This is a genomic window from Pectobacterium parvum (assembly GCF_020971565.1).
Classification (GTDB): Bacteria; Pseudomonadota; Gammaproteobacteria; order Enterobacterales; family Enterobacteriaceae; genus Pectobacterium; species Pectobacterium polare.
This window is the reverse complement of the sequence record NZ_CP087392.1, coordinates 3,261,894-3,281,705: the sequence shown is the minus strand read 5'-3', so window position 1 is coordinate 3,281,705 and position 19,812 is coordinate 3,261,894. Positions and strand designations below refer to the sequence as shown.

General features: G+C 50.9%; 17 protein-coding genes. 7 read left to right on the top strand and 10 right to left on the bottom strand.

The window, feature by feature from the left end; genetic code table 11:
* Positions 1-270 precede the first annotated feature (270 nt).
* The 4 genes from LOZ86_RS14760 to LOZ86_RS14745 all read left to right on the top strand — a co-directional run bounded on the left by LOZ86_RS14760 (position 271) and on the right by LOZ86_RS14745 (position 5,696).
* Positions 271-2,439, top strand: a complete 2,169-nt coding sequence (locus LOZ86_RS14760) for an ABC transporter permease subunit (protein WP_039486423.1) — start codon at positions 271-273, stop codon at positions 2,437-2,439.
* Positions 2,436-4,082 carry a phosphate ABC transporter permease PstA gene (pstA, locus tag LOZ86_RS14755; RefSeq protein ID WP_039512892.1) on the top strand — a complete coding sequence of 549 codons (1,647 nt, stop codon included), beginning with the start codon at positions 2,436-2,438 and terminating at the stop codon, positions 4,080-4,082. The genes LOZ86_RS14760 and pstA overlap by 4 nt, the downstream gene beginning before the upstream one ends.
* 15 nt (positions 4,083-4,097) lie before the next feature.
* Entirely contained in the window at positions 4,098-4,913 is an 816-nt protein-coding gene (gene pstB, locus LOZ86_RS14750) for a phosphate ABC transporter ATP-binding protein PstB (RefSeq protein ID WP_039486418.1), read from the top strand.
* Positions 4,914-5,132: 219 nt separating this feature from the next.
* Complete coding sequence (locus tag LOZ86_RS14745; protein ID WP_039486414.1) at positions 5,133-5,696, top strand: YolA family protein; 564 nt, start codon at positions 5,133-5,135, stop codon at positions 5,694-5,696.
* A gap of 45 nt (positions 5,697-5,741) precedes the next feature.
* Here the strand turns inward: LOZ86_RS14745 and LOZ86_RS14740 are convergent, their stop codons facing one another.
* On the bottom strand, positions 5,742-6,206 hold the full coding sequence (locus LOZ86_RS14740; RefSeq protein ID WP_039486411.1) for a hypothetical protein: 465 nt from the start codon (positions 6,204-6,206) through the stop codon (positions 5,742-5,744).
* A 388-nt stretch (positions 6,207-6,594) separates the two neighbouring features.
* Between LOZ86_RS14740 and LOZ86_RS14735 the strand changes: the two genes are divergently transcribed.
* Positions 6,595-7,032 carry a helix-turn-helix domain-containing protein gene (locus LOZ86_RS14735; RefSeq protein ID WP_039486409.1) on the top strand — a complete coding sequence of 146 codons (438 nt, stop codon included), beginning with the start codon at positions 6,595-6,597 and terminating at the stop codon, positions 7,030-7,032.
* 321 nt (positions 7,033-7,353) lie between these two features.
* On the opposite strand, the gene LOZ86_RS14730 is transcribed toward LOZ86_RS14735, so the two are convergent.
* From LOZ86_RS14730 to ppiB, 6 genes are all read right to left on the bottom strand, one after another.
* Positions 7,354-8,721 (bottom strand): L-serine ammonia-lyase, encoded by a 1,368-nt coding sequence (locus LOZ86_RS14730; RefSeq protein ID WP_039486407.1) that lies wholly within the window; start codon positions 8,719-8,721, stop codon positions 7,354-7,356.
* A 336-nt stretch (positions 8,722-9,057) separates the two neighbouring features.
* A complete protein-coding gene (locus LOZ86_RS14725) occupies positions 9,058-10,347 on the bottom strand; it encodes an HAAAP family serine/threonine permease (RefSeq protein ID WP_039486405.1) in 1,290 nt (429 codons plus the stop codon).
* 548 nt (positions 10,348-10,895) lie between these two features.
* Positions 10,896-11,966, bottom strand: coding sequence for a 5-(carboxyamino)imidazole ribonucleotide synthase (gene purK / locus LOZ86_RS14720; RefSeq protein WP_039486402.1), 1,071 nt, complete (start codon positions 11,964-11,966; stop codon positions 10,896-10,898).
* A complete protein-coding gene (gene purE, locus LOZ86_RS14715) occupies positions 11,963-12,472 on the bottom strand; it encodes a 5-(carboxyamino)imidazole ribonucleotide mutase (RefSeq protein ID WP_014916138.1) in 510 nt (169 codons plus the stop codon). The genes purK and purE overlap by 4 nt, the downstream gene beginning before the upstream one ends.
* Before the next feature lie 190 nt (positions 12,473-12,662).
* Positions 12,663-13,385 (bottom strand): UDP-2,3-diacylglucosamine diphosphatase, encoded by a 723-nt coding sequence (gene lpxH, locus LOZ86_RS14710; RefSeq protein ID WP_039486400.1) that lies wholly within the window; start codon positions 13,383-13,385, stop codon positions 12,663-12,665.
* A gap of 10 nt (positions 13,386-13,395) precedes the next feature.
* Positions 13,396-13,890, bottom strand: coding sequence for a peptidylprolyl isomerase B (ppiB, locus tag LOZ86_RS14705; protein ID WP_039486398.1), 495 nt, complete (start codon positions 13,888-13,890; stop codon positions 13,396-13,398).
* Positions 13,891-14,278: 388 nt separating this feature from the next.
* Between ppiB and LOZ86_RS14700 the strand changes: the two genes are divergently transcribed.
* Together LOZ86_RS14700 and cysS are read left to right on the top strand one after the other, a co-directional pair.
* Positions 14,279-14,710 carry a DoxX family protein gene (locus LOZ86_RS14700; RefSeq protein ID WP_039486396.1) on the top strand — a complete coding sequence of 144 codons (432 nt, stop codon included), beginning with the start codon at positions 14,279-14,281 and terminating at the stop codon, positions 14,708-14,710.
* 285 nt (positions 14,711-14,995) lie between these two features.
* Positions 14,996-16,381, top strand: a complete 1,386-nt coding sequence (gene cysS / locus LOZ86_RS14695; RefSeq protein ID WP_039486394.1) for a cysteine--tRNA ligase — start codon at positions 14,996-14,998, stop codon at positions 16,379-16,381.
* Positions 16,382-16,473: 92 nt separating this feature from the next.
* Here cysS and ybcJ read toward each other — a convergent pair whose 3' ends face one another.
* The 3 genes from ybcJ to LOZ86_RS14680 all read right to left on the bottom strand — a co-directional run bounded on the left by ybcJ (position 16,474) and on the right by LOZ86_RS14680 (position 19,518).
* On the bottom strand, positions 16,474-16,686 hold the full coding sequence (gene ybcJ, locus LOZ86_RS14690) for a ribosome-associated protein YbcJ (RefSeq protein ID WP_039486392.1): 213 nt from the start codon (positions 16,684-16,686) through the stop codon (positions 16,474-16,476).
* Positions 16,687-16,718: 32 nt separating this feature from the next.
* Entirely contained in the window at positions 16,719-17,582 is an 864-nt protein-coding gene (gene folD / locus LOZ86_RS14685) for a bifunctional methylenetetrahydrofolate dehydrogenase/methenyltetrahydrofolate cyclohydrolase FolD (protein ID WP_230242209.1), read from the bottom strand.
* Between the two features lie 388 nt (positions 17,583-17,970).
* Positions 17,971-19,518, bottom strand: a complete 1,548-nt coding sequence (locus tag LOZ86_RS14680) for a sensor domain-containing diguanylate cyclase (protein WP_039486387.1) — start codon at positions 19,516-19,518, stop codon at positions 17,971-17,973.
* Between the last annotated feature and the right edge of the window lie 294 nt (positions 19,519-19,812).

Here is a 19,812-nt window from a genome sequence, read left to right as displayed (position 1 = left end):
ACAACAACATTATGGCGTGTTGATGACGATACCCGTCATATTTCGAGCCGTCTGTACGTTGGCTACCCTTACTCACCCCAGTCACTTACTAAAGTAAGCTCCTGAGGACTCCCTCGGTTGCCGCCTTCATACGGCTGGAACTATTTAGGGTATAAAATCTAATTCATAGACAGACTTACCATTGTCATATTATGGGCGTAAAGGCAACATATGCTACCCGCAATACGTTAGCAACACGACTCTGGCGGCTTCACTCTAACGGCGAGAATAATGGTAAACACAGGTAACACATCACAGTATCGGGATCGTCGGCGAGCGTGGATCGATCGTTTGGTTCACCGCATTGTTGCGGGCAGTGGGCTGCTGGTGCTGGCTATGCTGTTGTTAATCTTCTTCTATCTACTGTATGTGGTGACGCCACTGTTCCTTTCCCCCACCGTTAACGGGCAAAAAACGGTGCAACGCCACAGTGCGGAGCCGTCGCTGGCGCTGGGGCTTAGCGACAACGGGCAAATCGGGTTTCGCATCGACAGTCAGGGCTATGGCGAGTTTATTCCGTTTGCGGAAAACCAGCCCATGTCGCGTATTCAACTGATTCCCGCGCTGAGTTTATTGGCGCAGAGTCAGGGTGAGCGACAGGTTTATGCCCTGAGCCAGCCTGATGGCCGTCTAATTTTCGTGCAGCCTGTTTTATCGCGTACGGAAAACCGTTCTCCTGTCTGGGATTATCCGCTGGGTGAGCAGGCATATTCGCTTGGGTTCCCTGCGCAGCCTCTGCGTTATCTGGCAGTCGCTGCTGTGAGTGAAAAGCATGTTGTTGTGGCGGTGATTGGGCAGGAAAATGCCTTGATCATCGCTGATGTTGATGAAAATGGCGTGCGGCAACGGGCACAGATTACGCTTCCGGCGGGTACGATTAGCCAACTGCTGCTGACGCCAGACGGACAGCAGGTGTATTTGCTCAGCGGCAGTACATTAACGCTGTGGCAGGTGGGCGCGAACGCGCTGACGCTGCGGGAAGAGCGACAGTTACAGCTGGCGGAACCGCTGCATCTGGCGCTGTTGTCCGGTGGACGATCGCTGCTGGTGCAGTCTGCTGACGGGCGGATTAGTCAATGGTTTGAGGTTCCGGGCGAAAAGGGCGCGACGCTGACAGAGACGCGTCAGTTTCCGCACGTTGTGGGCGAATCGGTGTTGTTGGCAACGGAGGCGCAGCGGCGAGTCTTTGCCACATTGAATGCACAGGGTGAGCTGTCGCTGTTTGCCAGTAAACAGTCGCATGCGCTGCTGACGCAGATGCTACTGGCACACGCACAAAAGCTGGCGTTTTCGCCACGCGGTTCTGCCATGCTGGTTGAAACGGCGGAGGGCTGGCATCGCTATCGGGTTGATAATCCGTATCCCGATATTGGCTGGCGCGGGCTGTGGCAAAAACTGTGGTACGAAAACTACCCAGAGCCTGCCTATATCTGGCAATCCACGTCAGCGGATGACAGCTATCAGGCCAAATTCAGCATGATGCCGCTGATGCTGGGCACGATGAAAGCGGCGATTTACGCCATGCTATTTGCTACGCCGCTGGCGTTGTCTGCCGCGATTTATACCGCCTGCTTTATGTCGCCGACGCTGCGACGCTGGATTAAACCCACGCTGGAAATCATGGGCGCACTGCCTACGGTCGTCGTCGGCCTGATTGCGGCCATCTGGCTGGCCCCGCATTTTGCGACTTATCTGTCCGCGATTCTGGTCATGCCGATTTTATGGATGCTGGCTGTGCTCGGTTGCGGCTGGCTGATTGAGTGCCTGCCGACGCGCTGGCGTGTCCGTTTCCCTGCGGGCTGGGACGTGCTATTCCTCATCCCCACGATCTTGCTGACATTTGTGCTCGGCTGCTGGCTTGCGCCGCGAATGGAAATCTGGGTGCTGGGGCAGCCGCTGTACCAGTGGCTGGGTGATGATTTTGTGCAACGTAATACGCTGGTGGCGGGCGTTGCTCTCGGCTTCGCGCTGATCCCACTGATTTTTTCGCTAGCGGAAGATGCGCTGTTCAGCGTACCGGCTCGCTTAAGTCAGGGATCGCTGGCGCTGGGGGCGACGGCGTGGCAAACCCTGTGGCGCGTTGTGCTGCCGTCCGCCAGTGCCGGGATTTTCGCCGCGCTGATGCTGAGTTTTGGTCGCGCCGTGGGGGAAACCATGATTGTGCTCATGGCGACAGGCAATACGCCGATTATGGATGAAGGCCTGCTTCAGGGGCTGCGTTCTCTGGCGGCGAATATCGCCATTGAAATGCCGGAAGCGGTGACGAACAGCGGTCACTATCGGGTGCTGTTCCTAACGGCATTAACGCTGTTTGTTTTCACGTTTATCGTGAATACGCTGGCTGAAACTATCCGGCAGCGCTTACGCCAACGCTACCGTGATGAAGGAGAGAACGCGTGAAGCGCTGGTTCCGTTCGGGAAGGCCCTGGGTGTGGCTGACCGCATCGTCAATTTCCATTAGCCTGCTGGCGATGTTGGCAATCATTGTGTTGCTGGCCGGGCAGGGCATGCGCTATCTGTGGCCGCAGCCCGTCTGGCTGCTGACGTTGCAGCCTGAACAGGGTGTGCAGCGTGCGCTGATGGGGGAAATTTATGCCAAGCAGACGCTTTCGCCCCAGCAATTGGAACAGGCCGGTTTGTCCTCTTCTCCCGAGGACGCTGAAACTCGTTATTTGATCAAAATTGGCCAGCGTGAAATTCATGGGCAGAGCTTTCGCACGCTGCTGTCGCGCGACATTGTCCGCTTTGATAAACCCGCCGACATTCTGGTGTTGAAGCGGACGAACAATGGCACTGCCTATGGTTATCTGGCTGGCATGCTGGAGGGCGAGCAGCCGCTGGTGGCAACGGATCTCCCCGCCACCTTACAGCATCGTGTCGAGCAGGTGCAGGGATTGCTTGCGAAGACGCAGGCCATCCGTATGGGGGAGATGGCGAAGATCAACCAGCAGTTTGAGACGCTGCGGCTAGAAGAGAAAAAGCGGCAACAGGCCAAGACGCTGGATAATCAGGCGTTAGCCCGTCTTCAGGCTGAACGTATTGAACTGCAACGCCGCTTTGATGAGCTGTCGCGCCAGCTAACCTCACTCAATCTGGACATTAATCGCGATACCGTGCAATTGCGAGATGCGAATGGCAGCGTCCATCTTATTCCGCTCAGGGACATCGAACAGGCCTGGTACCCTAACGCGATGAGTCTGTGGGAAAAAGCCAGCCACTGGGGCGCTCAGGCTAAATACATGCTGGTGCACTATTCGCCGGACAGCAACAGTGCGGGCCACCTTTTCCCCGCCATTTTTGGCACCGTGCTGATGGTGGTGTTGATGTCCGTCGTGGTGATGCCGTTGGGGGTGATTGCCGCGGTTTATCTGCATGAGTACGCGGGGAAAAACAGCTTAACGCGCTGGGTGCGGATTGCCGTGGTCAATCTGGCTGGGGTGCCTTCCATTGTCTACGGCGTGTTCGGGTTAGGCTTTTTTGTTTATCTCATCGGTGGCACGTTGGATCAGCTGTTCTATTCTGAGGCGCTGCCGAATCCGACGTTTGGTACGCCGGGGCTGCTGTGGGCGTCGCTGACGCTGGCACTGCTGACGCTGCCGGTGGTGATTGTGGCGACGGAGGAAGGGCTGTCGCGCATTCCAATGTCTGTGCGCCACGGTTCACTGGCGTTGGGGGCCACCAAAGCTGAAACGCTGTGGCACGTCGTGCTGCCGATGGCGGTTCCCGCGATGATGACGGGCTTGATCCTCGCTGTGGCGCGTGCCGCAGGGGAAACCGCGCCGCTGATGTTGGTCGGCGTAGTGAAGTCGGTGCCGGTGTTGCCGGTTGATGACATTTTCCCTTATTTGCATCTTGAGCGAAAATTTATGCATCTGGGATTCCAAATCTACGATCTGGCGTTCCAAAGCTCGGATGTAGAAGCGGCAAGGCCGCTGGTGTACATCACCGCACTGCTGCTGGTGTTGATCGTCGTTGGGTTGAACCTTGCGGCGATTGGGATTCGCCATGTTCTGCGTGAGAAATATCGTTCGTTATCACTCTGAAAGTAGGATGAAGTTATGGGATTTATGACACAAAAGGAGATGGCACCGCTGCCTGATGTTCATCAACTGAGTGATGAGCAGACGACATTAACCGTGGAACATCTGAATCTTTACTATGGCGACAAGCAGGCACTGAACGATATTTCGATTCGGATTCCGAAGAATCAGGTGACAGCGCTGATTGGGCCGTCGGGTTGCGGTAAATCCACGCTGTTACGCTGCTTTAATCGCATGAACGATCTGGTGGATGACTGCCGCACCGAGGGCGATATCCGGCTGAACGGTATGCCTATTAACGACCCGCAGCTGGATGTTGCCACGTTGCGCCGTCGGGTGGGGATGGTTTTTCAACGACCGAATCCGTTTCCCAAATCGATCTATGAAAACGTGATTTATGGCCTGAGATTGCAGGGGTTACGCGATCGCCGCTTTCTGGATGATGCCGTTGAGCGGGCGCTGCGGGCGGCGGCGCTTTGGCATGAGGTAAAGGATCGTCTGAGCGACAACGCGTTGACGCTATCCAGTGGGCAGCAGCAGCGTTTGGTGATCGCCCGGGCGATAGCCATTGAGCCGGAAGTATTATTGCTGGACGAACCGACCTCTGCACTCGATCCGATTTCGACGCTGGTTGTCGAGGAACTGATGGGAACGCTAAAGCAGCATTTCACGCTGGTGCTGGTGACACACAACATGCAGCAGGCCGCGCGCGTGTCTGATTACACCGCGTTTATCAATCAGGGAAAACTGATCGAGTACAACCGTACGGACGATCTGTTTACTTCTCCGACGCAGCGCCGCACAGAGGATTATATTACCGGGCGATTTGGTTAGAACCGTAATTAAATAGTAGAATGCAATATCATTTCCATATTTATAGTTTCATTGAAAATAATAATGATATTGCAAATTTTAAAAGTTCTATAAAATAAATTACTGAGTAATTATTTTGTTTTTAATTTTATTTTTTTGTAAATTTTTACTGAAAAAAATAACATTTTGATTCATGATTTACATGCAGCGATTGGCTGTATTTAAATGGAATTACTCAGGATGAGAAAGAAAATATATATTGGAGTTGTACTCAGTATGTTGGCTAGTATGACGTTTCCGGCTTATTCTCAGACTCAGGAAGAGCCAGTGGCGGAGGTAATTACAGCATTCGATTCCCCCCTTCTAGAGAACCCAACATCTGCAAATGAACCCTCTTCTCAGGACTATAAACCTCTTCGTGCGCCAGCGCCTGCATTGAGTTCTGTCTATGTCTATGCTGTTGCATCAACACAGAATGGTGGAGCTTGGGAATATATTGGCCCAAATAAACTTGCGACAACTCAGGATCATGGTGGAGCGCAACTGAGAATTGCGGTGCTGGAAGTTGGCTATGGTAATAATCGCTTTGGCTGGGTGAATGGTACGCAAAAGAGCCCATATCAGGTTAACGGCGTTTGTGTCGTTGGCGGCAATTATACTGAGTCATGCCCTGTAGGCTCAACTTATGTGGGATGGATGGCTTACTTCAATGGCGATGGAATGCAGTCAGGCCCTTTCCGCTATCAATCTACTTCGACTAACGCCCCTTTTAGAACGCTCAGCACTTCACTGAATATTCGATAACACCGTATTCTCAGCAGGTTCTCTTAAAAGAGAACCTGCTTTTTATTATGCCTTCACGCTAATCGGCGTGTAACTAAGTTGTGCTAGTTTATCTAATACCGATTTTTGCTGTTCTGCATGCAAGTGCTCACTGCGTGACAGTGAACCACTTATCCCGTTTTTGAGCATTTGGATAAAATTAATTTTCTGGTTGTGGTCGGCGGGGGCGACATCGTCACCGGGAGGGTGCAAAATGAGCAGTGCCGCCATACCGATTTCCAAGCTTTCTTCAAATGATATCTCACCGGAGGCTGTGAGTTCTTTTGTCGCATCAATCGCTTCCTGTGGCGTCATATTGGAAAAGTCATAACGTTTGCTTGGCTGAATCGTTGAGGGGGTATTGGCAGAAACAGAATGGAGAGTTGACTTTGACGTGTTGCCAGCGAGTGAAAATGCGTTTTCCGCCGGTTCTTTACGGGTCACCAAGGGGGCTGAGTAGTTAGTGATACCATTAAGACTTGTAATGCTCATTATGGAGGTTCCTTTCCTGTGAGAGTGAGATTCAATAGTAGAGCGTTGTTATGCAGCGCAATCGTGTGAATATAGAAAAAAGTTTACCTAAGTTAATGTATTTGTCTTCTTTTTATTCTATTAGTTATCGATTTTTTTTAGTTTGTTGTTTTTATTTGGTTATTTTAAAAAAACTGTCTTTTTCATTGTTTGTTAGTGGTTTTAATTATTACATTATTTAATTGTTTTCATTAAATATAACCCGTATCGACGGTCAGCTTGATGGGATGTGCGTAGGCCCATCAAGCCATAAAAAATTATGGCTACCGTTCATCAATTGTCCGTGCCATTTGAAAAATTGATGATAAAATGCGCGTAAATTTTTTGACTCTGGTAAGTGGCGAGTAAGATGAAATTCAGTACCATGAACGAAGGTGAAATTATTACCGAGCTGTGCCGGAGAATAAAAAATGCCAGAATTCAGCAGCGTTTATCGCAGGTCGATCTTGCCGAACGGGCGGGGCTGGGTATCGCAACGATCAAGCGAGCGGAGATGGGCGAATCCATTACGCTCAGCAGCCTGCTTTCCATCCTGCGTGGGTTGAATCGTTTGCACCAGATTGAAGGCGTGCTCTTCGACGCCGAAGTGGAGTCTTTCCATGCACAGATCAGCGGTGAGAAAAAACAGACGCCGCGGCGTATCAGAAAGAAAGCTGCGGCCTTTCCCGCCAATGCACTTGCGAAGCATGAAAATATCAAGAAGACAGTTAACAGCACCGTGGACTGGTACATCGCGGCGGCCGAAAACAACATTGTCTGGTCGCTGCCTGAAAGCGATAAAAAATAAAGGGCTAATGCCAATGCATTAACCCTTATGTATGAATCTTGATTGTCGCGTTAAGTCGCCTAGTAGTTAACGCGACAAAGCACGTTTATCCTTATCCATGATCCCCTAAATAATTCGAGTTGCGTGACAAAACGCCAAAGCCTTGTCCTAAAGGGTCAACCGCACGACAAACTCGTCGGAAACGAATTGTGACCAGCCGCTGGCTGGCCTTCGGTGAGAGGCAGGATGCCTCTCATGTCATCCCCAGGAGCTTACACAAGTAAGTGACTGGGGTGAGTAAAGGCGGCCAACGCACAAGTAGCTTGAGGTATGATGGGGATATTATTCGCACAGCACGACTTTAATTGCCAAACCGCCGCGAGACGTTTCACGGTACTTGGCGTTCATGTCTTTGCCTGTTTCGTACATGGTTTCAACGACCTTATCCAGCGATACGCGTGGTTCGCTGGTGCGGCGCATTGCCATTCTGGCGGCGTTGATCGCCTTCACAGAGGCAATGGCGTTGCGTTCAATGCACGGCACCTGAACCTGACCCGCTACTGGGTCGCATGTCAGTCCCAGATTATGCTCCATGCCGATTTCCGCCGCTATGCATACCTGTTCAGGACTAGCGCCGAGTAGTTCAGCCAGACCGGCTGCCGCCATCGAACAGGCCACGCCGACTTCTCCCTGACAGCCCACTTCGGCACCGGAAATAGAGGCGTTCATTTTGTAGAGCGCGCCGATAGCGCCGGATGCCAGGAAGTAACGCAGGTAAGATTCTGGGGTGACGGGTTGAACGTAGCGATCGTAATAAGCCAGCACGGCAGGAATAATGCCGCATGCGCCGTTAGTTGGTGCGGTGACGACGCGTCCGCCAGCCGCATTTTCTTCCGACACGGCCATCGCGAACATGTTCACCCAGTCCATCGCATCCATCGGGTCGTTAGAAAAACGATCGTTGATAAACAGCAGGCGATGCAGTGCTGATGCCCGGCGGGGAACGCGTAATGGGCCGGGCAACACGCCTTCCGTATTCATGCCGCGATGCATGCAGTCCTGCATGGTTTTCCATACGTCGGCAAAATAGTGCTCAAGCGCTTCCCGACCATGCATCGCAATCTCGTTTTTCAGGACGATGGCAGATAAAGACAGGCAGTGATCGTGACAGTGTTGGAGTAATTTCTGGGCAGAAAAGAACGGGTAGGGCGCGCTTTCCTCAGCCAGATTGGGTTTGCCGAAGTTTTCCTGATCGACGACGAATCCGCCCCCGATGGAGTAATACGTTTTGCTATAGACCAACTCTTGCTGGTTATAGGCGCGAATGGTCATGCCGTTTTCATGCAGCGGCAGGTTTTCCTGCTGGAAACGCAAGGAGGATTCTAGCGGGAAGTTGACCTCATACTGACCGTTGAGCATCGGCAGGCGCTGAGTGTCTTTCACCTGTTGAATAAACGCCGGAATACTATTGATGTTTACGCTATCTGGCAGGTTACCTGCGAGCCCCATAATGATGGCGATATCGGTATGGTGCCCTTTTCCTGTCAGGGAGAGTGAGCCGTAAATATCAACGACGATGGATGTCACCGATGAAATAAGCGTGCGGTTCACCAGATCATCGGTGAACATTTTGCCCGCTTTCATTGGGCCGACGGTATGAGAACTAGACGGACCGATGCCGATTTTGAAGATATCAAATACGCTGACCATAGCGATTTCCTTGAAAAAAAACGCCGGATACCCGTCATACTTCAAGCCGCGTATGCGTTGGCAATACTCGGCTCATCTCTGAGCCTTGCCCTGAAGGGCCGCCGAAAGCGGCGTTCAAATCAGCTAAGCCGATTTGTCCTCACTCACCCCAGTCACTTACTTGTGTAAGCTCCTGGGGATGAAATGAGAGACATCCTGTCTCTCACCGGAGGCCCGCCAGCGGCTGGTCACAATTCGTTTCCGACGAATTTGTGGTGCGGTTGCCGCCTGCCTGCAACTCGAATTATTTAGGGTATGACTAGAAAACAACGTGCTGGCGTTAAATTAGGGTGGGGCTTACAGCAGATCGCGCAGGCTGTAAACAATGGCGGAAATAGAGATCAGTCCCATCAGGGTGACAAAGACGTTGCTGATGTGGCCGCTGTATTTCTTCATCGCTGGGACTTTCTGGATAGCGTACATCGGCATCAGGAACAGCAGGCACGCGATAATCGGGCCGCCCAACGTTTCGATCATGCCGAGAATGCTTGGGTTCAGCGTTGCAACAATCCAGGTGGTGATCAGCATGAACAACGCAGTGAAGCGGTTCAATTTGGTGTGAGAAATGGTTTTGCCTCTGCTGCGCAGGGATTTCACGATCATGCCGTTAAAACCTTCGCCTGCACCCAGATAATGACCCAGGAACGATTTAGAGATCGCGATGGTGGCAATAATCGGAGCTATGTAGCCAATGACCGGGTTGTTAAAGTGGTTCGCCAGATAGGACAGAATAGAAATGTTCTGTGTTTTCGCTTCCATCAGCTCAACTGGAGAAAGGCTCAGTACGCAGCTGAAGACGAAGAACATCACGGTCAGCACCATCATGATGGTGCTGTAGGATAGAATGCGTGAGCATTTTTTCTCTGCGTCATCGCCATACTCTTTACGTTTGGCAACGGCAAAGGAGGAGATGATCGGCGAGTGGTTGAAGGAGAAAACCATCACCGGAATAGCCAGCCATAATGTCGTCAACAGACCGTTGCCCGTGACGCTGGAACTCAGAGAAATGTTTTCAAAAACAGAGGTGTTCCAGTTCGGAATTAAATAAAGCGCCAGCAACATCAGTACGAAAACAAAAGGATAAACCAGAATGCTCATTGCCTTAACGATCATTGCTTCACCGAAGCGAACAATAAACATTAGCCCAATAATCAATATTAATGACAGCAGGGCACGTGGCGGAGAAGGTAAATGCAATTGGTGAGTAATAAAGCTATCTACCGTATTGGTGATGGCGACGCTATAAACTAACAGGATTGGATAAATAGCGAAAAAATAAAGTAAAGTGATTAATTTACCCGCACCAACGCCGAAATGTTCTTCAACAACTTCGGTAATATCTTCGCCACCGTTCTTGCCGGATAATACAAATCGGCATAATGCACGGTGAGAATAATATGTCATTGGGAAGGCAATCAGTGCCATGATAATTAAAGGAATTAATCCACCAATACCGGCATTGATAGGTAAGAATAACACGCCAGCGCCGATGGCCGTGCCATAGAGGCCCAGCATCCAGACGGTATCGCTTTTACGCCATCCTGAAGCCTGTTCTAACACTTGGCTGCTATCTTGAATGGTGCTCATATACTGCTCTCCTCGGTTAATACAGTAATACCCCGTTACAAGAGTATTGCCACATGGTGTGGATTATAAAAAATACAGTATCGGCAAGCTGCCGTTACGGAGTTTAAAAAATGAACGAGACATGTTGCTAATTATGTCAGTAGGTCAACACTGTTTTGTGACGGCATTCTATATCGTGGTGGTCAGCGAATAATATTGAGGCGATCACATAAATGAATTGACGAGGAATATTTTAATAAATTTTACTGTAAATTAAAATATCAAATTTGATACTTTAATTTTAATTTTTTTAACGGCATCTTTATTGATGCTTTTTTTCTCTGTCAGGGATAGAGAATAAACAAAAAACGATTATATAAATATTAAATTCAATTTCGTTTATGTCATGTTTACTATCTAAATAAACTGAGAAGAAAAGATAGGTTAGTTTTTTGAAGAAATATAGTAGCCTTTAAAAATGAATGCTGAGTGTGACACCTCATTTTTTCGTATGGCATCGCAGCGTCACCTAGCAGGACAGCGATCTGTCAGGTGACGGTTGCAATCTGTCAGGCGGTGAGTTTCTCTTCTGCCCACGCTAGGCCGCTGTGGTATTCCTCTGGTAATAGAGGCACTAGCGATTGCAGTGTGCGTTGCAACTGTGCGGTATCCGAGGACGGTAGGTTGAGGTGTCCAACTTTTCGGCCGGGACGAACCTCTTTCTCATACCAGTGCAGATGGACCAGCGGCAGCGCCAGCCAGTCGATATTCACATCAGTGCCGATCAGGTTGACCATCACCGACGGTGTTTCGACAACCGGTACCGGCAGTGGCAGATCCAGAATTGCGCGCAGGTGCAGCTCAAATTGGCTGATTGACGCGCCATTTTGCGTCCAGTGTCCGCTATTGTGTACGCGCGGAGCCAGTTCGTTAATGAGCAGGTGGTCGCCGACAATAAAGCATTCCATCGCCATCACGCCCACATAACCCAGCGCATTCATTATTGCGGACAGCATCTGTTCGGCCTGCTGCTGCAACTGCGGATCGGGTTGAGGGAAGGCCACGCTGGTGCGCAGAATGCCGTCCTGATGCAGGTTATGAGTGAGCGGGTAGAACACACATTTGCCGTGCGTATTGCGGGCACCCACCAGCGAGACTTCGCCAGAAAAGTTAATGCCTTGCTCAACGATGCATTCGCCGTAGCAGTCAGCGGGCAGCGTGTGCTGTTCGCCATCGCGCAAGCGCCACTGTCCACGACCGTCGTAACCGCCGACGCGACGTTTAACGATCGCTAATTCACCCAATGAAGTGAAGACGTGTGGCCATTCATCGGCGCTAGCCAGCAGTTGCCACGGGGCGGTTGCCAGATTCAGCGAATCCAGCAGCTGCTTTTGCGTCAGGCGATCGGCCAGACGCGGGAAAATATCACGGTTTGCAAACGCCGTGTGCTCGGCCAACTCGCGGGTGAGGGCGGTTTCCGGCCAGCGTTCGATCTCGGCGGTAATGACACTGTTATGAAATGGAACCGACTCCGGTTCTGCATCCAGTCCCACTGGGTAAACCGCAATGCCTAGCGGTTCGCCAGCCTGACGCAGCATTCTGCCTAACTGACCATTGCCTAATACGCAGACCGGTTTCATGCCTCCTCCCGCGGATCGGGATGAGAGAGCACATCATCGGTTTGCGCCTGACGCCAGTCTGCCAGGCGGGTGGCGATGCCATTGTCATGCAGGGCGAGAATTTGTGCGGCCAGCAGAGCGGCATTCGCTGCGCCCGCTTTGCCAATGGCCAACGTGCCAACCGGAATACCGCGAGGCATTTGGACGATGGAATACAGGCTGTCTACACCGCTCAGCGTTGAGCTTTGTACCGGCACGCCAAGCACGGGAACCAGCGTTTTTGCTGCCAGCATACCCGGCAGGTGTGCTGCGCCGCCTGCGCCCGCGATAATCACATCAAAACCGTTCTGTGCCGCTTGCTCAGCAAAGCTGAACAGCTTATCCGGCGTCCGGTGTGCCGAAACGACTTCGGTGTGAAAAGGAATGTTCAGCGTGGTGAGGATTTCCGCAGCAAACTGCATGGTGGCCCAGTCACTCTTTGAACCCATGACGATGGCAATTTTAGCCGGGGCAACGTTGGATGACATGCCTGTAACGCTCCTGTAGTTGTACCTGTAATTGTACGTGTTCGTGACGCGTTCGCGTCGGCCAGACAGGGAGGGTCTGGCGTTGAGGGCGTAGAGCATATCACGCCATTATGGCGAGGAAAACGGTTGCGTATGCGGAAATGCTGGGGGAGTAAGGCGAGAGACCGTTAAGTCAATGTCAGGAAACGCATTAAAATGGGAAGGAAATCAGTTCGATATTTTGTGGCGTGACCTTAATCATCGACCCTTCTTCATGCCAGGCGCCGAGAACGGCGCGACGACCAGAAGATTCGCCGAGATCGACCTGATGAATGGCTGGGCGATGCGTGTGGCCGTGGATCATCGTCTCCACCTGATAATGCCGCAAGCGTTCCAGTACGGCGTCGTGATTGACATCCATAATCTGCTGCGACTTTTTCTGGTTTTCATGCTGGCTGGTTGCCCGCATCTTCGCCGCAATTTTCATCCGTAATGACAGCGGCAATAGCAGGAAGAGTCGCTGAATGAACGGGTTGTGTACCCGACGGCGGAATTGCTGGTAATGCCGATCGTCAGTGCACAGGGTATCGCCATGCAGAATGAGGATCTTCTGACCGTAGAGGTCGAGCACCGTTTCCGTCGGCAGCAGCGTCATTCCGCTTTGTTTGGCGAAACGCTTACCGATCAGGAAATCACGGTTACCGTGCACGAAATAGCAGGGAATGCCGCGCTGATGTAAGGCATACAGTTCCGTGGCGACAGTCGCATGCAGCGGCTGAGGATCGTCGTCACCTATCCAGGCGTCGAACAGGTCGCCAAGTATGTACAGCGCATCGGCATGGATCGCGTCATGGCGTAAAAAACGCAGAAAACCGGCGGTAATCGCCGGTTCATGAACACTTAAATGCAGATCGGCAATGAACAGCGTTGCCATGCAGGTCGAATTATTCGCTGATCGTTACGTGGGTAATCACCACGTCTTCTTTCGGTACGTCCTGATGCATGCCGCTGCGGCCGGTAGCAACGCCTTTGATTTTATCAACAACGTCCATGCCTTCGGTGACTTCAGCGAATACACAGTAGCCCCAACCATCGGCACGCTCTGAACGGAAGTTCAGGAAATCGTTATCAACGAGGTTGATAAAGAACTGGGCAGTTGCCGAGTGCGGATCGTTGGTACGCGCCATCGCCAGCGTGCCACGGGTATTTTTCAGACCGTTATTGGCTTCATTTTTGATTGTCGCATTGGTTTCTTTCTGATCCATGCCGGGAGCGAAACCGCCGCCCTGAATCATAAAACCATTAATCACGCGGTGAAAAATCGTGTTGTCATAAAAACCGCCGCGGCAGTAGTTCAGGAAATTTTCTACGGTAACCGGCGCCTTGTCTGCAAACGTATTAATAACGATATCGCCGTGGTTGGTATGAAGCGTAATCATAATAATGAACCCTAGATAGCCTTAGTGATAAGAGCGCTGTTATAGCATAACTGGTCGATTGAGTCAGTACTTCGCGCTTACCGCACCGCTGTTGGCGGTTGGATAGATGAGAAAATCGTATAAAAAGGTTTACTACTCTGATTTTGGTAGGCATCAAATAATATGTGCGCTTAAGAATAGTGCGCAATAAGGTGTTAATCAGGCAATAGGGACTTTTAAAAACAAATAAATTGATCAAAATATCAAATGACAGTTAATTAATTTGAATGATATTTTTGTTGCCCCAGATCAATGTTTTGCGTAATCAACGTGTTCTTTTCTTACAGCTCAGATTAATCTGAGAGTAATTCTTATTCTTCATAAATAACTCTAAAGAGATAGGTGAACTATGCTGGGTATTCTGGATAGTGTTAATCGTTTATTAGACAAACCGGATTTTGGCAAACTGTTTTTGCGCGTATCTTTCAGCGTTCTGATGCTGTTTCATGGTTGGCACAAGGTGCACGGTGGAATCGGTGCCATTGAAGGCATGCTGACCTCCGCAGGGCTCCCTGCTTTTGTTGGCTACGGTGTCTATGTCGGAGAAGTCATCACTCCGATCCTGATGATTCTCGGCATTTTCACACGTCCTTCTGCGCTGATTTTCTCCTTCACGATGGTGGTAGCGACGTTACTGGTTAACGCTGGTGGTTTCGTTACGCTGGCCAAAACCGGCGCTTGGGGTGTTGAAGGTACGGCGGTGTTCTTCTTCGCGGGTATCGCGATTGCCCTGCTTGGTAGCGGAAAATATTCTGTGATGTCGAATCCGCGCTGGCGCTAATTGTTTTTTGTTAGCTGAACGTTTTTTCGTCAGCAACGTCGATTGTATGAAATGGCCCGGAAATCCGGGCCATTTCATTTTTATCCTTTCTCGCTTATTCCCTCTTCTTAACCTTGCAATACAATAGGGTTCAGGTTTCAATACGCCGTTGGGGTGTAAACCCTGAATGCATTGATGTTACTGGCGCTACCTGCGACGGTGATTGACCTATCGTGTGAACGCAATGCTTTGTGAAAACCATTTTTTTGTGAAAACCATTTTTTATAAAAACACTGGAACGTCCTGATGCTAAAGATTTTTAATACGCTGAGTCGCCAAAAAGAGGAATTTAAACCTATCCACGCCGGTCAGGTGGGAATGTATGTGTGTGGCATCACCGTTTATGACCTGTGTCATATCGGTCACGGGCGTACTTTCGTGGCGTTTGATGTGGTGGCGCGGTATTTGCGGTATCTGGGATATTCACTGAAATATGTGCGTAATGTCACCGATATTGACGACAAAATTATTAAACGTGCGATCGAAAATGGGGAAACCAGCGACCAACTGACGACCCGTATGATCGCAGAGATGCACGCCGATTTTGATGCGTTGAATATTCTGCGCCCGGATGCCGAACCGCGTGCGACACACCATATTGCCGACATCATCGAAATGGTGGAAGCGCTGATCGCCCGTCGCCACGCCTATGTCGCGAGTAATGGTGATGTGATGTTCTCCGTTGATACCGCACCGGGCTACGGCGTGCTGTCTCGTCAGGATCTGGATCAGTTGCAGGCTGGCGCGCGCGTTGAAATTACCGAAGTGAAGCGTAACCCGATGGATTTCGTGCTGTGGAAAATGTCCAAGCCGGGTGAACCACACTGGTCCTCTCCGTGGGGAGAAGGGCGCCCTGGCTGGCATATCGAATGTTCTGCCATGAACTGCAAACAGCTGGGCACGCATTTTGATATTCACGGCGGCGGCTCAGATTTGATGTTCCCGCACCACGAAAACGAGATCGCGCAGTCCAGTTGTGCACATGACGGCTCGTATGTGAATTACTGGATGCACTCCGGCATGGTGATGGTTGACCGCGAAAAGATGTCAAAGTCGCTAAATAACTTTTTCACCGTACGCGACGTGCTGGCGTATTACGACCCAGAAACCGTGCGTTACTTCCTGATGTCAGGCCACTACCGTAGCCAGTTGAACTACAGCGAAGACAACCTGAAACAGGCGCGATCGGCATTGGAACGTTTGTATATCGCGTTGCGCGGAATGGATGCTAGCGTTGCGGCGCACGGCGGTGACGAGTTTGAAGCCCGTTTCCGCGAAGCGATGGACGACGATTTCAACACGCCGGAAGCCTACTCGGTGCTGTTTGATATGGCGCGTGAAGTTAACCGCCTGAAAACGGAAGACGTGCAGGCGGCGAACCAACTGGCATCGGCACTGCGTAAACTGTCCGGCGTGCTGGGTCTGTTGGAGCAGGATCCTGAACAGTTCCTGCAAAATGGCGCGCAGGTGGATGACGAGGAAGTGAAAGAAATCGAAGCGTTAATCCAGCAGCGTAAAGATGCGCGTGCGGCGAAAGACTGGGCGCTGGCGGATCAGGCTCGCGATCGTTTGAATGAAATGGGGATCGTGCTGGAGGATGGCCCGCAGGGAACGATCTGGCGCCGTAAGTAACGCTTTCTTCCTGTAACACGCTTTCAGTAAATAAAAAGCCCGCAAGAATAACATTGCGGGCTTTTTTTTCGCTGTGATCAATGCAGTAAAGGTTACTCGGCGACTTTTACTGTCTCGCCGTTGAACTGAACGGTTTGCCCAGCAACGATTTTGCAGCGCTTGCGTGTTTCCGTCTGGCCGTCAACGGTCACGTCGCCTGCGGCGATAGACAGTTTGGCTGCTGCGCCACTTTCACTCCAGCCCAGCAGTTTCAAGAGATCGCACAGTTCAACGTGCGGATGCTTTTCAAGATTAAAGGTTGCCATAAATTCCTGCTTATTCGTGTTTGACTCGCCAATTATTCGGCGTGGTCATGATACTCTTCGCACGCCTGTAGCGTGTTTTGAATCAGTGTGGCAACGGTCATTGGGCCGACGCCGCCCGGTACGGGGCTGATGTAAGACGCTCTTTCCTGCGCCGTTTCAAATTCCACATCGCCGACCACTTTACCGCTTTCCAGACGGTTGATACCCACGTCCAGCACAATCGCGCCCGGTTTAATCCATTCGCCGGGGATGAAGCCTGGTTTACCCACGGCGACAACCAGTAGATCGGCGTTTTCAATATGGTGACGCAGATTTTTGGTGAAGCGGTGTGTGACGGTCGTGGTGCAGCCAGCCAGCAGCAGTTCCAGACTCATCGGGCGGCCAACAATATTGGATGCGCCGACGACAACGGCATTCAGCCCGAAGGTGTCGATATTATAACGCTCCAACAGCGTGATGATGCCGCGTGGCGTACAGGCACGCAGCATGGGGGCACGCTGGCACAGACGACCCACGTTGTAAGGATGGAAGCCATCGACATCTTTACTTGGCGCGATGCGTTCAATCACCTTGGTGTTATCGATGCCTTCCGGCAGCGGAAGCTGAACCAGAATACCGTCAATCGTCTGGTCGGCGTTGAGCTCGTCGATAAGTGCCAACAGCTCAGATTCCGGTGTGGTGATGGGCAAATCATAAGAGCGGGAAATAAAGCCGACTTCTTCACACACCTTGCGCTTGCTGGTGACATAAATCTGTGACGCCGGATTCTCGCCGACCAGCACAACAGCTAGGCCAGGTGCGCGTTTTCCTTCTGCCAAACGCTGCGTGACTCGTGCGGCAACTTCGTCTTTGACCTGCTGCGCAATCGTTTTACCATCAATAATCTTTGCTGCCATCTGAGAAGAGACCCATCAATTTGAAATAGGGGGGAGATGGCCGCTATTTTGTCAGAAGCTGCGCGTGCTGTCAGGTATTGCATCAACATTAATTGTTTCTATACCCGTCATACTTCAAGTTGCATGTGCGTTGGCTTCGCTTAAATACTCGGCCCGTCGTGGGCCTCGCCCTAAAGGGCCGCTGCAAGCAGCGTTCAAATCTGCTCCCGGCAGATTTGTCACCCGAATCACTTACTTGAGTAAGCTCATCGGGATGAAATGAGAGACATCCTGTCTCTCACCGGAGGCCAGCCGTTGGCTGGTCAAATTCGTTCCCGACGAATTTGTCCCTCGCTTGCCGCCTGCCTGAAACTCGAATTATTTAGGGTATATGATCCGATTACTCTCGCTATTCACTCACCTTGATACGGTTTTTACCGCCATGTTTGGCGCGATACAGCGCGGCATCGGCGATATCGATAACGGACGACGCCGCGGGTGGCGGGCTACCGGCGCAGAACACGTAGACACCAGCGCTAATGGTGACGATTTTTTCTGGGAACAGCGTCATTTCATGAGGAATTTTTTCCGCGCGTACCAAATCCAGCGCACGCTGAGCCAACGCGGCGGCGCTTTGTTTATCCGTCTCGGTGATGATGATAGCGAACTCCTCACCGCCATAGCGTGCGACCAAATCCTCGTTACGCCGCAGCATATTGCTCAGGAGGTTACCAATCTTACGCAGACAGTCATCGCCTGCCACATGCCCATAGTGGTCGTTATATTTCTTGAAAGCGTCGACGTCGATCATGATCAGCGCGATACACTGCCGCTTCTCCGCCGCCTGCAATAGGGTTTGTTGCAGGAAAATATCGAACTGGCGGCGGTTGGCTAAGCCCGTCAGGCCATCGAACAGCGCCAGCGTTTGCAGCGTGTGGTTAACCGACGTCAGTTCATCGCGCACGATGGTTAAATCGATCTGATTTTTCAAATTTATACGAATCTGTCTCAGCACGATCAGGCCGAGCAGGATAATCGTGAACAGCAGAATTAAGGTAATGGCACCGTAGACCAGACTATCCGTTCTCCATTTATCGAGTACCAGATTGAGCTCGTAACCTGCGGCAATGACGATAGGGTAGCGCTTCAGGCGCGTATAGCCGTAGATGCGTTCGATATGATCGAGCGTGGAGACAAACGTGACTGTACCGCTTTCGGACTGCTTCAGGTGTTCTGCAAACAGCGGGCCGTTTGACACATTACGGTTGACGTACGAATCGTCGTAAGGGCGGCCATACAAAATTCGACCATCGGAAAGCAGAATGGCGAGTACGTCCATATTTCCCATGGCGTAGTAGCCATAATACTGTTTGAAATAGTTCAGCGAGAGGGTGGCGAGCAGCACGCCGTTAAAGCTGCCGTCCGGCTTATTGATACGCATCGAGACCGGAATGATCAAATCACCGGTGGATCGGCTTTGAATCGCGCTGCCAATGTGCAGGTCTTTGTTGACGCTGTTCTTATGATATTTGAAGTATTCTCTGTCAGCATTGTTAGCCTGTGCTGGTTTAGCGACTCCGGAATTGACCAGCCACTCGCCTTTCTCATCATAGATAAAGATGCCGTGCAGCTGTGGCAGCGTGGCTTTTCTGCTTTTTAAAATATCACCGAGCCTGATTATTTGTGCTGATGATAAACCATCTTTATCGATACGCTCTTGTAAATCCTGTAGCAGGATGTCGACTTGTAAAAACGTATCTTCGGCATGGCGTGCCAGCGACAGCGACAGGTTTTTGGCGTTTCGCTCGGTGGAATCGATAAGCTGTTGGTGAGAATTGAAGACGGCCCATCCGTTCAGCGCCAGTACCGTGGTGATGATGAAGAGCATAAAAACAATCATCAATTTTTGGAGCGGCATTTGATAGTAGCTGACCTTGTCGCGCGTGCTGACCTTCATTTTCCTTCCCATCCTTAGCCAGAGAGATGACTGATGATAAGTGTAGATGTTTCTGCTGTTTGCGATGTTGTTGATGAATATTGCTTATGCTTTTTTGTCGGTTTTTATCGAATAATAAGCCGCTTTAATAATTAAAATAACATATCTACACACTATCTCCATGTAGCGTTGATAAAAACGCTAAAATAATCTGATACCATCGTATTTATTCACTATAATCATCTAATATAAATAATGTTATGTTACATAACATCATGAAAATTCGTTCCCATGCTAACTATTAAGGAATGTCAC